The sequence below is a fragment of the Ruegeria sp. AB7 genome (assembly GCF_056542625.1).
Genome location: NZ_JBQGAC010000007.1, coordinates 26,775 through 38,803 on the forward strand (window position 1 = coordinate 26,775; position 12,029 = coordinate 38,803).

Here is a 12,029-nt window from a genome sequence, read left to right on the forward strand (position 1 = left end):
TCGGACCCCGGCAGGCACAGCGGGGCTGGACCTGGCAATTTCTTAGTGAAATAGTCAGCAATGTCAACCTGAGTTTTATTGTCAGGTAATATTCCTATTTCTGACTAACCATATCTGGGGAGCCCGATGCACCCGGCGAACATTGCGCTGAGGCGCAATTGTATTAAAATGCCCTACGGTTTGTTTGGTTAATGGTGAACAGAATGAAACGCGCGGCCGTTGTTCTTGCGCTAATACCAGCCGCGCTGATGGCGCAGGCAGAGACCGCCATCGAAGCGCATACTCATGGCGCGGGTCATATGGCAATTTCATTTGTTGAAACCGGATTTAGCCTGACGCTTGAAGTGCCAGGCGTAGATATTGTTGGGTTCGAGCACACTGCCGAGAACGAAGATGAGAGGGCGGATGTTGCCGTCGCAATCTCGGACCTTTCTAAACCGCTTGAGATCTTTGAGGTGCCGCCTGAAGCGGGGTGTGTGACTGCAACGGCCAATGTCGCGCTTGTTGGTGATGTCTTCGTTCAGGATGAGGGGCAAGTCAGCGATAATGCCGCGCATCACACCGAATTTCAGGCCGATTATCTGGTGCAGTGTCAGGAGCCGTCGTTAGTGACTTCAATCCAGTTCACCTATTTCGAACGGTTTGCGCGCGCCGAGCGCTTGTTTGTTGAGCTGACATCATCCTCGGCCACACAGAACCTTACGGTGGAACGCCAAACGCCACATTTGAAGGTGCCAAACTGAACCGGCGTGTGCCCGCAGCAGCAAAGCTTGACGGTCAACCAGACTGATCCCGGACCAAAGCGGCCTGCAACGCGCGGTAGGAATCCTTTGGCCTTCTTTCCAGCGTCTCAAAATCTACATCGACCAGCCCGAACCGTTTTTCATATCCCAGCGCCCACTCGTAATTGTCGAGAAGGGACCAGATGAAATATCCCTTGATCGGAACGCCGTGGTCCAGGGCATTACACACTTCGGCAAGATGCTGGTTCAAGTAGTCAATTCTGTCAGCGTCGTTTTGACGTTCTGCGCTCGCCATGCCATTTTCGGTCACGTAGATAGGCAGGTCCCCAGTATACTCTTGCGCGGTCCGGATCAGGAAACGGGACAGGGCTGCCGGATCAATTTCCCACCCCATTTGCGTTTTTGGCAAGGGGCCGGGGACGTCGGTCAAGGAAGGCCAAGACGTATCTGCGCGCGTTATCAACTTGCGCGTATAGTAATTGAGCCCACACCAATCGACAGGTGCAGCTATCGTGTCGAAATCATCCTGCCACTTGTCCGGCAGATGCGGCTCCAATCCTTCCAGAACATTCTGAGGGTAGGATTTCTTGAATGCGCCGCCCAGGAAAAAGCGGTTGTAAATCCCGTCGTAAAGCGCCGCCGCAGTCTGAGCCTCATCGCTGTCGTCAGCAGGTTCCGCCCATTCAAGGTTGAACACTGCGCCAAGGTTCGACATGCCCAATCCGCGCATAGTTTCGATTGCGCGGCCATGGGCCAGCAATACATGATGCATCGCGCGCGCGGTTGCCCGGATGTCGCGCAAGCCGGGGGCATGTTGGCCTTCGAAATGGCTCAGCCAGCTTACACACCAAGGCTCGTTGACAGGTGCGACGCTGAACATCCGATCGCCTATGCGGCCCATGATGATCTCGGTGAAGTCTGCAAACCAATTCGCGATATCCCGGTTTCGCCAACCGCCCAGATCGGCGAGTGGTGACGGGAGTTCCCAGTGATACAGCGTTGCGCAGGGTTTGATGCCGCGTTCAATCAGCGCATCGGTCAGGCGATCATAGAAATCCAAGCCTTGCTGATTGATCGGTCCGCGCCCTTCGGGCAGCACGCGCGCCCAACTGGTTGAAAAACGGTAACAGTCGAAGCCTGCGCCCCGGATCAGATCCAGATCCTGTTCGAACCGGTTATAGTGATCGCAGGCCAAATCTCCGTTTTCCGCATTGGCGACGTTACCTGGAGTTGCAGCGAAACTGTCCCAATGGGTCTTGCCTGCGCCCCCATTGGCGTGTCCCTCGATCTGATAGGCCGATGTCGCCACGCCAAACTGAAAATCTGGCGGGAAATCTGCGCGTTTGTACTTCATCTCACATCCTTTGTGGGGCTGGCCCCGTCGAGCTGCCGACGACAAGTTCAGCCTCCAGCAAGCGCGTTTTGGGTGGGTCATCCGGAGCGTTGATCCGCTCGATCAGCATTTCGGCAGCCACCTCGCCCGCGTGTCTGACCGACGAGCGCGTTGCGGTGAAAATTGGAACATCCATACCATTGCGCATGTAGGACAACTCGTCATCATGAGCGATCACCGAGATATCGCGCCCCATTTTCAGGTCGCGTTCTTCAAGTGCGCGCCGGATTCCAACGGCAGAGATAATCGAAGAGGCCAAAATTGCTGTTGGCGGGTCGTCGAGCTTCAGCATGTCGCAGGCTGTCTGATGCCCATAAATCTCGGTCATCTCGGCGCTGCGCAGCAGGTGTGGATCAGGCGAGATCCCGGTTTCTTTGAGCGCCGCCAGATAGCCGTTCCTCCGCCGACGCGCGAAATCCATTTCCTCGAGTCCGTTGATTAACGCGATGCGCCGATGGCCCAGATCGATCAAAAACCGAGTAGCGCGTTCGAAAGAACGCTGGTTGTTCACATCGATCCAATCATATGGCTCTTTGGCGTAGGTCGACCGGCCATGAACAATGAAGGGTACGCCGAGGCGCGATAACACCGAGATGCGCGGCTCTCGTACCTTGGGGCCTTGCAGGACCACGCCGTCTACGACGCCCCGATTGAACAGGCTGCGATAGGATTCTTCAATTGATGTGTCCGGCGCGTGCGTGAACATCATGTCATAATTGTTCGCCGCATAGGTTTTGGCTGCGCCTGCCACAAAATCTCCGAAAATCGGATTGACCATTTCGTGCCGGGACGAGGTGGGAATCACATGGCCGATGACCATAGACCGCCCTGTCGCCAGCCCCTTGGCGCGGCTGTTGGGGCGGTAACCATGCTTGTTCGCAGCAGCCTGAACCCGGATGCGCGTCCCTTCGCTGACCTCCGGGTAACCGTTCAGCGCGCGGCTGACGGTTGTTTGTGAAAGGCCGAGGATCTCAGAGAGTTGCTTTAGGTTCATTTTACTCAAAGCGCCTTCAAATTGATGCCCATTTGTTTTGTTGTGAAAACCTGGCTCAGTCAACATGTTTCGAGAGAATGTCTTAGAATGGCAGTTTTTTAGGTGTTAGTAGGCGAGATATTGACAGGGTCTGAATGTTAGCGGATAAAGTACGGCATCCAAAGCGCTTTGAAAACGAATCTCGTTTGCGCCGAAAATATTGGGAGGAGAACTCATGAGACACGCACTTTATTCGGGTGCGGCGGCGATCGCTCTGCTGGCCGGGTCGGTACAAGCACAAGATTTGGTCTTCGCGCCGGGCGAGGGGCCGTTCAACTGGGACAGCTATAATGCCTGGGCCGAAAGCGCCCCGGATCTGAGCGGTCAGACGGTCACGATTTTTGGTCCGTGGCTGACCCCGGAAGACGGTTACTTCAACAACATGATTGCCTATTTCGAAGAGGCGACTGGCGCAGATGTGATCTATACCGGTTCCGACAGTTTCGAGCAGCAGATCGTTATCGATGCCGAGGCAGGATCAGCCCCCAATATCGCGGTCTTCCCGCAGCCAGGACTGGCGGCGATCATGGCATCCAAAGGGCAGCTGACGCCGCTGGGTGAAGATATGGCGGTCTGGGTTGGTGGCAATTATGCGGCTGGCGATTCCTGGGTTGATCTTGGCACTTACAAAGACGCTGACGGCAATGACCAGATGTATGGCTTCTTCTACAATGTGAACGTCAAGTCTCTGGTCTGGTATAACCCGGAAAACTTCGAGGATGCCGGATACGAAGTGCCGACGAGCATGGAAGAACTGAAGGCCCTGACCGAGCAGATCGTCGCCGATGGCGAAACCCCGTGGTGCATTGGCCTGGGATCGGGTGCCGCCACCGGTTGGCCCGCGACCGACTGGGTTGAAGACATGATGCTGCGGACTCAGCCGCCCGAGGTTTACGACCAGTGGGTGACAAACGAGATCCCGTTTGACGATCCGCGCGTTATCGCCGCAATCGAAGAGTTTGGCTGGTTCGCGCGTGATGACGCCAAGGTCTCGGGTGGGTCAGATGCTGTCGCCTCGACTGACTTCCGCGACAGCCCCAAAGGCATGTTCTCATCGCCGCCGCAGTGCTACATGCACCGTCAGGCGTCCTTTGTTCCGGCCTTCTTCCCCGAAGATGTCGAGTTCGGCCTGGATGCAGATTTCTTTTACATGCCATCTTTCGCAGACAAGGACTTGGGTAACCCGGTTCTGGGTGGCGGTACTCTGATGGCGGTAAGCAATCCATCGGATGCGACCAGCGCGTTCATGGAGTTCCTCAAGCAACCGATTGCACATGAAGTCATGATGGCACAAACCGGATTCCTGACCCCGCATAAGGGCGTGAACACCGAAGCCTATAAGGATGATACTCTGCGCGGTCTGGGTGACATTCTACTGGGCGCGACCACCTTCCGCTTCGACGGCTCGGACCTAATGCCGGGCGCCGTGGGTGCGGGTACGTTCTGGACCGGCATGGTTGACTATACTGGCGGGAAATCCGCCGAAGAAGTCACCGGCGAAATCCAGTCATCTTGGGACGCAATCAAGTAATCTGCTGAACCTTCGGGCAACCTTTCAATCAGGTTGCCCGAAACCCTAGCAAGGGAGAGGACGCCATGAATCCGGCAATTCAGGGCCTGCTGACAATCGTAATCGGTGTGTCGGGATGCGTGGGCTATTTCTACCTGTCCAACCAATTTCTGGATAAAGTCCTGTTCCCTGCGCGTGGACCGAACGCGGGTCGCAACATCAACCGCGCGAATATGATCCGGCCCTGGCTGTTTCTGCTTCCCGCGATCCTCGCCCTTGGGGTCTATCTTGCCTATCCGGTGTTTGAGACGCTGCGCCTGTCGCTGACTGATCGCGTAGCCGGAGGCGGATATGAATGGGCGGGTTTTGACAACTATACCCAGATGGTAGCCGAGCCGAAATTCTGGGAGGCGATGCGCAACAACATGCTTTGGCTGATTGTTGTACCTGCCATGTCCACCGCATTTGGCCTGCTCGTGGCGCAGCTAACGGATCGCATCCGCTGGGGTAACGTCGCCAAGTCGCTGATCTTCATGCCGATGGCGATTTCTTTCGTTGGCGCCTCGGTAATCTGGAAATTGGTCTATGATGCGCGTCCGGCCGATCAGGATCAGATCGGCGTCCTGAACGCGATCTACATCTTCTTTGGTGGAACCGAAACACACACCTGGCTGACCCTGCCTTTCTGGAACAATTTCTTCCTGATGATCGTTCTGGTCTGGATACAAACTGGCTTTGCCATGGTCATTCTGTCCGCCGCGCTGCGCGGCATCCCGGAAGAGACCATCGAGGCCGCCATTCTGGACGGGGCCAATCCGTTCCAGATTTTCTTCAAGATCAAAGTGCCGCAGATCAAAACCACGATCATGGTGGTCTGGACCACCATCACCATCGTGGTCCTCAAGGTCTTTGACATCGTTTTTGCGATGACCAACGGCCAGTGGGAGACCCAGGTTCTGGCCAATTACATGTACGACAAGATGTTCCGCGCCAATGACTGGGGCGTGGGATCGGCATCCGCCATGGTGATCATGTTGCTGGTGACGCCGATCCTGATCTGGAACGTGCGCAATGCGCGCAAAGAAATGCAGTAGGAGGACGGGGTTATGAGCGATATTGCAGGAACCCGCCCAGCCCTTAGATGGGTCGTTCACGCCTCGGTTGTGCTGCTTGTGGTGCTTTGGGTTTTCCCAACACTCGGTTTGTTGATCTCGTCATTCAGAACGGCGGACCAGATTTCCAGCAGCGGCTGGTGGCGGGCGCTCTTCCCGTCGGAGCAGAACCTGACTCTGCGCGCGGCTGCGCCGGAAACGCAGGTTCTGCAGGATGGTCTCTATGTGATCGAAGGCAATATCTTCGATGGTGATCGGGCCTCGGACATTTCGCGATGGGGTGTGAATTCCCGTGCGATTGATGCCTTTGCTCCGGGCGAAACGGCTGAGCTTCGTCGTGGCGGGACGATCACGGTTCAGGCCAACGGTGACTATCGGATGGAAAACGCAGAAGAGTTTTCGGGCAAGCGCGGCCCTCGCGTGTTTGTGACGACTACTCTGCCGCCTGAATTCACCTTGGAAAACTATGCCCATGTTCTCTTCAACGAAAGCAGTTCCGACAGTATGGGCAAGGCGTTCTTCAATACCCTGACGGTGACGATCCCGGCGACGATTATCCCGATTCTTGTCGCAGCATTTGCGGCTTACGCGCTGGCATGGATGGATTTCCCGGGGCGTGCCCTGCTGATCGCTGCGGTGGTTGGCCTATTGGTGGTGCCATTGCAGCTGGCGCTGATCCCGTTGCTGAAACTGCATCTCAATATCGGGATCGGCAAAGGATACCTGGGGGTCTGGATGGCCCATACCGGGTTCGGGATGCCATTGGCGATCTACCTATTGCGTAACTACATGGCCGGGCTGCCTCGTGACCTGATTGAGAACGCCCGGGTAGATGGCGCAACCGAGTTTCAGATTTTTACCAAGTTGATCCTGCCGCTTAGCTTTCCGGCACTGGCATCCTTTGCGATCTTCCAGTTCCTTTGGACATGGAACGATCTGTTGGTTGCCAAAGTCTTCCTGATCGATGCCAGCGGCCAGACAACGGTAATGACCAACCGTATCGTCGAGCTGCTGGGTACGCGGGGCGGTAACTGGGAAATCTTGGCCACGGCGGCGTTTGTCTCAATCGCGGTGCCGTTGGCAGTCTTCTTTGCAATGCAGAAATATCTGGTTCGCGGCTTGCTGGCCGGTTCCGTAAAATAAGGGCGTGTGATGAACGTGCAGACCAACGCGAAAGCATTCGAAAAAATCAAGTCGGCGTCAGATTGGTGGCGGGGCGGGGTGATCTATCAGATCTATCCGCGCAGCTTTCAGGACAGCAACGGTGACGGGATCGGAGACTTAAAGGGTATCACCCAGCGGCTTGGCTACATCGCCTCGCTAGGGGTTGATGCAATCTGGATTTCGCCGTTCTTCAAATCTCCGATGAAGGATTTCGGTTATGACGTCAGCGACTACCGCGATGTCGATCCAATGTTCGGCACTATGGCGGACTTTAAAGAGTTGTTAGATGAGGCCCATGCACACGGGCTTAAGGTGATGATCGATCTTGTGCTATCCCACACCTCAGATCAGCACCCGTGGTTTGGTGAAAGCCGCACCTGCCGAGATAATCCGAAATCCGATTGGTATGTCTGGGCCGATCCCAAGCCTGACGGGACACCTCCGAATAACTGGTTATCGATTTTTGGCGGTTCGGCTTGGCAGTGGGATGCGCGGCGTTTGCAGTATTATCTGCACAACTTCCTGACTTCGCAGCCAGATTTGAACTTCCATTGCAAGGATGTCCAGGATGCCCTGCTGGATGTGGCGCGCTTCTGGCTGGAACTGGGGGTCGACGGCTTCCGTCTGGATACCATCAATTTCTATTTCCACGACGCCCAGCTACGTGACAATCCTGGTCTGCCGATGGATCAAAGGAACTCATCAATTGCGCCGATGGTGAACCCGTATAACCATCAGGATCACCTCTATTCCAAAAGTCAGCCCGAGAATATCGCCTTCCTGGAAAGGCTACGCGCCCTGACTGACGAATACGAGGGCCGCGCCTGTCTGGGTGAGGTCGGCGACGCGCAGCGCGGGCTTGAGATTATGGGCGAATACACCAGCGGCGATAAACGGATGCACATGTGTTATGCTTTCGAGTTCCTCGAAAAGCGGGCTTTGACGGCAGCTTACGCAAAGCAGGTTTTTGACCAGCTTGAGGACAAGGCGGGTGATGCATGGCCATGCTGGGCCTTCTCAAACCACGACGTGCAACGCCATGCTTCGCGTTGGGGTTTGGACGATGCAGCTGTCCGGCAGCACGCCGTTCTCATGATGTGCCTGCGTGGCTCAGCCTGTCTTTATCAGGGTGAGGAACTGGGCCTGCCCGAGGCAGATGTTGCGTTCGAAGATTTGCAAGACCCCTATGGCATTGAATTCTGGCCTGAATTCAAAGGTCGCGATGGCTGCCGTACTCCGATGGTCTGGACCGCACAGGACGAACAATCCGGGTTCAGCACGAGCCGTCCCTGGTTGCCAGTCAGCGCTGCGCAGGCCGAGCGGGCGGTGGATCGGTTGGAAAAAGATCCAGCGTCGATGCTGCACCACTACCGCCATGCGATTGCATTGCGTCATGCGCACTCAGCGCTGATGTCCGGCGCGCAGACAGGGATGTCACAAATCGGTTCGGTATTGACCTTCACCCGAGAGGATGAAGCCGAGCAGGTCTTCTGCGCCTTCAATCTGGGTGACTGTCCGGTTGACGTGACCCTGCCAGAAGGTGACTGGCAAGTGATCGGGGAAGAGTTGGGCGGCGTTCGCGGGGAAAGCAACGTGACGCTGGATGCCGCTCAATTCTGTCTATTGGCTCGGGAAAAGAGGTAAACCATGTCGGAACTCAAGCTTACGGATGTGGCCAAATCCTATGGTCCTGTCGATGTTCTGAAACATATCGATCTCGAGATCGAGCAAGGCGAACTGATTGTCTTTGTCGGCCCATCAGGTTGCGGAAAATCCACTTTGCTGAGGATGATCGCGGGCCTTGAAAAGATCACTGGCGGTACGCTTGAGATCGAAGGGCAGGTGGTGAACGATGTGCCACCTGCGCAACGCGGCATCGCGATGGTGTTCCAGTCCTATGCGCTTTACCCGCATATGACGGTGCGCGAAAACATGGCCTTCGCGCTCAAGATCGCGAAGATGCCGAGCGCTGAGGTTGATGCCGCAGTGGAGCGCGCGGCCCAGATTCTACAGCTTGAACCCCTGCTGGATCGCCTGCCCAAGGCATTGTCTGGTGGACAACGCCAGCGCGTTGCCATCGGTCGTGCCATCGTGCGCGACCCCAAAGTATATTTGTTCGACGAGCCGCTTTCGAACCTCGACGCTGCCCTGCGCGTGGCGACGCGGATCGAGATCGCACGCCTGAAAGAGGCGATGCCCGACAGCACGATGATTTACGTCACCCACGATCAGGTCGAGGCGATGACACTCGCCAGCCGTATTGTGGTTTTGGCCAATAAGGGAATTGCGCAGGTCGGCACGCCGCTGGAACTCTATGAGACGCCAGATAACGAGTTTGTCGCGCAGTTCATCGGCTCACCAGCAATGAACCTGCTGCCTGGGACTATTACCGCGACAGGAGAGACAACAACCGTCACGCTGGATGATGGCGGCGTGGCAATCTCATCGATCCCGACGGATGCCGCTGACGAAGGCAAAAAGGTCAATATCGGTGTCCGGCCTGAGGACTTAAATATCACTGATGGAACACCAATTTATTCCGGCTTGGTGGATTTCACCGAAGCTTTGGGTGAGGTCACGCTGCTTTACTTTGCAGTCCCGGATGGACGGGAAGCCGTGATTGCAAAACTACCTGGTGTTCAGCGCAATCTGCGAGGAAAAACCGTCTCGGTCACGGCGGCACCCGAAAAGGTGCATCTGTTCCACAACGGTCAGTCGATGAGGCGCTAGTCGAGCTTCGCAAGGAAGGTGGAAACTTTTTCCAGCCCTTCGCGAATGATCGACGGAGTATTGGCGTAACCGATCCGAACACAGCCTTCGAGACCCAAGGCAGAGCCCGGCGTGAACATCACGCCGGTTTCCTGCAGCAGTTTCACGCAGAACTCGCGCGAGGGCATGTCGAAGTTGTAGTGCAACAGCGCGGTTGTTCCGGCCTTGGGTTTGACCCAACTGATTTTGGGCTCGCTTTCGACCCATTCTTCCAGCATGGCGAGGTTGCCGCGCGTTATGGCGTGGCTGCGCGCCAGAACCTTGTCGTTGTTTTCCAGCGCAAGCGCGGCGAAATGGTCGTCGATCATGCCGACCGAGATCGTGTCATAGTCCCGATGGATCGAAACCGCTTCGATCAGTTCTGGGTTGGCCGCAATCCAACCCAGTCGCAGCCCTGCCAGCGAAAACGCCTTGGACATGCCCGCGGTTGAAATGCCTTTCTCATAAAGATCTGCAACCGCATCCGTCATGCCCGAACCTTCTTGCCCTGTACCGCGATAGACTTCATCACACAGCAACCATGCTCCAGCGGAGCGTGCGATTTCGACGATCTCAAGCAGGAACGCGCGATCCATCACCGCACCGGTTGGGTTGTTGGGGTTGTTGATGGCAATCAGTTTGGTGCCCGGAGTTGCGGCGGCGCGCAGCTCCTCAAGATCGGGCAAATAAGCGTTCTCGGCCCGTAGATGGATCTGCGTCACCTCCGCGCCGATGCTGGCCGGGATGGAATAGTGTTGCTGATAGGTGGGCACGACGGCCACCACCTTGTCGCCGCGCTCGACCAGCGTTTTGTGGACCAGCATGTTGGCACCGATGGTGCCATGGGTGACGATGACATTCTCACGCTTTTGCTGGTCATATAGGCTACAAATCGCATCGCGCAGCCGGTCCGAGCCCCGAATCGCGCCATAGGTCATTTTCATCCCCAGCAATTCAGACAGATCATCCGAGTTTTTGCCGGAAAGCTTCAAAAGCTCGGCGATACTCAGGCTCTCGACGCAAGTCTCTGCAAGGTTATAGGCGCAGCGGGTTTCCCATTCATCCATCCAGATTTCGACGCCAAAGGGTTCGATCTTCATCGCGCTATCCTGTTCGACTAAGCCATCGCGCATCGTTCCCATGGCGAAGCGGCAAGGTCAACCTCGGCAGATGACCGTTATCGAACTTGCACAAGAGGCGTGTATCGTTACCGGTAGATCGCCACAGGATCACCCAACGCATCTTCATCTGGGTGAACGCCAAGGCCCGGTGTTTCGGGTAGATGCAGGTGGCCATCCACGTTTCTCGGCCCACGCCCACCGGCGATATCGACGGTGATCATGTCCTGACAGGCCCAGACAGCATGGCAATTCGCATCCGGAATTGTCGCCGCCAGATGCAGCGCTTCGGTATCCGCCAGCACAGAACCACCGGTTGCCATTACAAACATGTCAATCCCATGCGCCAGCGCGACATCGCGCATTCGGGCCGCTTTGGTCAGCCCGCCGACCCGGTTGAGCTTGATGCCGAATATTTCGGCAATGCCATCGCGGGCTATGCGCGTCGCGTCCTGAAGGGTAACAAGGCTTTCATCAACCGAAACAGGCGAAGCATGTTTGCCTGAGATCGCTGCAATGTCATCCAGTGTTTCGCAAGGCTGTTCGATCATGACATTGAGGTCTTCGACCGCACTCATCACGCGTAATGCTTGCTGCCGCGACCAGCCGCGATTGACGTCATAGAGGATGATGTCTTCGGGATTGCGCAGGCTTTCAACGTCGCGGATTCGGGCAATGTCACGGGCCACATCACCGCCGATCTTCACGGAATGGGCGACATAGCCGCGCTGCCGGTATCGTTCGATGACTGCGCGGGTTTCTTCAATTGTCTTGGCTCCTACGGAGGATGCGATAGGGCGCGGCGTACGCGACCCTCCCCCCATCAGATCAGCAATCGGAAGCCCAGCAACCTGACCGGCTATGTCCCAGCACGCCATGTCAATCGGGCTTTTGGCGTAGAAATGTCCGGGTAGGGCCTGATCCATCGCGCGTTCAACATCCAGAACTCGCCGCGGGTCGAGGCCAAGAACAAACGGTGCCATCGTCTCGATCCCGGCCCGTATGCCGGGGCCGTGGGCGGGTACATAGGTATGCCCCCAGGGCGTGCCTTCGCCCCAACCAACAAGCCCTTTGTTGGTTTCAATCTTGACCAGCGTCGCATCCAGCTTCTCAAACTTCAATCGCCCGCCTGACAGCCAGTATGGATGCTCCAATGGCAGGTCGATTTGAAAGACAGAAATCCCGGTAATTTTCATTTTGGTTTCACC

Annotated in this window: 10 protein-coding genes; 6 read left to right on the plus strand and 4 right to left on the minus strand. The window is 56.3% G+C overall.

Features of this window, described 5'->3' with window-relative positions:
• The first annotated feature begins 203 nt into the window (after nucleotides 1-203).
• Nucleotides 204-743, plus strand: coding sequence for a ZrgA family zinc uptake protein (locus ACR0EN_RS16970; protein WP_170513516.1), 540 nt, complete (start codon nucleotides 204-206; stop codon nucleotides 741-743).
• Between the two features lie 34 nt (nucleotides 744-777).
• Here ACR0EN_RS16970 and ACR0EN_RS16975 read toward each other — a convergent pair whose 3' ends face one another.
• Together ACR0EN_RS16975 and ACR0EN_RS16980 are read right to left on the minus strand one after the other, a co-directional pair.
• Complete coding sequence (locus ACR0EN_RS16975; RefSeq protein WP_480587920.1) at nucleotides 778-2,097, minus strand: GH1 family beta-glucosidase; 1,320 nt, start codon at nucleotides 2,095-2,097, stop codon at nucleotides 778-780.
• A 1-nt stretch (nucleotide 2,098) separates the two neighbouring features.
• Nucleotides 2,099-3,130 (minus strand): substrate-binding domain-containing protein, encoded by a 1,032-nt coding sequence (locus tag ACR0EN_RS16980; RefSeq protein ID WP_170420435.1) that lies wholly within the window; start codon nucleotides 3,128-3,130, stop codon nucleotides 2,099-2,101.
• Nucleotides 3,131-3,344: 214 nt separating this feature from the next.
• Between ACR0EN_RS16980 and ACR0EN_RS16985 the strand changes: the two genes are divergently transcribed.
• From ACR0EN_RS16985 to ACR0EN_RS17005, 5 genes are all read left to right on the plus strand, one after another.
• On the plus strand, nucleotides 3,345-4,700 hold the full coding sequence (locus tag ACR0EN_RS16985; protein ID WP_480587922.1) for an ABC transporter substrate-binding protein: 1,356 nt from the start codon (nucleotides 3,345-3,347) through the stop codon (nucleotides 4,698-4,700).
• Between the two features lie 65 nt (nucleotides 4,701-4,765).
• Nucleotides 4,766-5,773 carry a carbohydrate ABC transporter permease gene (locus ACR0EN_RS16990; RefSeq protein WP_170402173.1) on the plus strand — a complete coding sequence of 336 codons (1,008 nt, stop codon included), beginning with the start codon at nucleotides 4,766-4,768 and terminating at the stop codon, nucleotides 5,771-5,773.
• A 12-nt stretch (nucleotides 5,774-5,785) separates the two neighbouring features.
• Nucleotides 5,786-6,934, plus strand: a complete 1,149-nt coding sequence (locus ACR0EN_RS16995; protein ID WP_170392558.1) for a carbohydrate ABC transporter permease — start codon at nucleotides 5,786-5,788, stop codon at nucleotides 6,932-6,934.
• Between the two features lie 9 nt (nucleotides 6,935-6,943).
• Nucleotides 6,944-8,599 (plus strand): alpha-glucosidase, encoded by a 1,656-nt coding sequence (locus tag ACR0EN_RS17000; protein ID WP_480587924.1) that lies wholly within the window; start codon nucleotides 6,944-6,946, stop codon nucleotides 8,597-8,599.
• Nucleotides 8,600-8,602: 3 nt separating this feature from the next.
• Nucleotides 8,603-9,685, plus strand: a complete 1,083-nt coding sequence (locus ACR0EN_RS17005) for a sn-glycerol-3-phosphate ABC transporter ATP-binding protein UgpC (protein WP_170636789.1) — start codon at nucleotides 8,603-8,605, stop codon at nucleotides 9,683-9,685.
• Here ACR0EN_RS17005 and ACR0EN_RS17010 read toward each other — a convergent pair.
• A complete protein-coding gene (locus ACR0EN_RS17010; RefSeq protein ID WP_480587926.1) occupies nucleotides 9,682-10,803 on the minus strand; it encodes an aminotransferase in 1,122 nt (373 codons plus the stop codon). The genes ACR0EN_RS17005 and ACR0EN_RS17010 overlap by 4 nt on opposite strands.
• A gap of 107 nt (nucleotides 10,804-10,910) precedes the next feature.
• Entirely contained in the window at nucleotides 10,911-12,017 is a 1,107-nt protein-coding gene (locus tag ACR0EN_RS17015) for a mandelate racemase/muconate lactonizing enzyme family protein (RefSeq protein ID WP_480587928.1), read from the minus strand.
• Nucleotides 12,018-12,029 lie beyond the last annotated feature (12 nt).

Bases quoted from the DNA above. Each gene is read 5' to 3' on its own strand.
- ACR0EN_RS16975 (WP_480587920.1), bottom strand. From the start codon at position 2,097: ATGAAGTACAAACGCGCAGATTTCCCGCCAGATTTTCAGTTTGGCGTG.
- ACR0EN_RS16970 (WP_170513516.1), top strand. From the start codon at position 204: ATGAAACGCGCGGCCGTTGTTCTTGCGCTAATACCAGCCGCGCTGATG.
- ACR0EN_RS16995 (WP_170392558.1), top strand. From the start codon at position 5,786: ATGAGCGATATTGCAGGAACCCGCCCAGCCCTTAGATGGGTCGTTCAC.
- ACR0EN_RS16990 (WP_170402173.1), top strand. From the start codon at position 4,766: ATGAATCCGGCAATTCAGGGCCTGCTGACAATCGTAATCGGTGTGTCG.
- ACR0EN_RS16980 (WP_170420435.1), bottom strand. From the start codon at position 3,130: ATGAACCTAAAGCAACTCTCTGAGATCCTCGGCCTTTCACAAACAACC.
- ACR0EN_RS16985 (WP_480587922.1), top strand. From the start codon at position 3,345: ATGAGACACGCACTTTATTCGGGTGCGGCGGCGATCGCTCTGCTGGCC.
- ACR0EN_RS17005 (WP_170636789.1), top strand. From the start codon at position 8,603: ATGTCGGAACTCAAGCTTACGGATGTGGCCAAATCCTATGGTCCTGTC.
- ACR0EN_RS17015 (WP_480587928.1), bottom strand. From the start codon at position 12,017: ATGAAAATTACCGGGATTTCTGTCTTTCAAATCGACCTGCCATTGGAG.
- ACR0EN_RS17010 (WP_480587926.1), bottom strand. From the start codon at position 10,803: ATGAAGATCGAACCCTTTGGCGTCGAAATCTGGATGGATGAATGGGAA.
- ACR0EN_RS17000 (WP_480587924.1), top strand. From the start codon at position 6,944: ATGAACGTGCAGACCAACGCGAAAGCATTCGAAAAAATCAAGTCGGCG.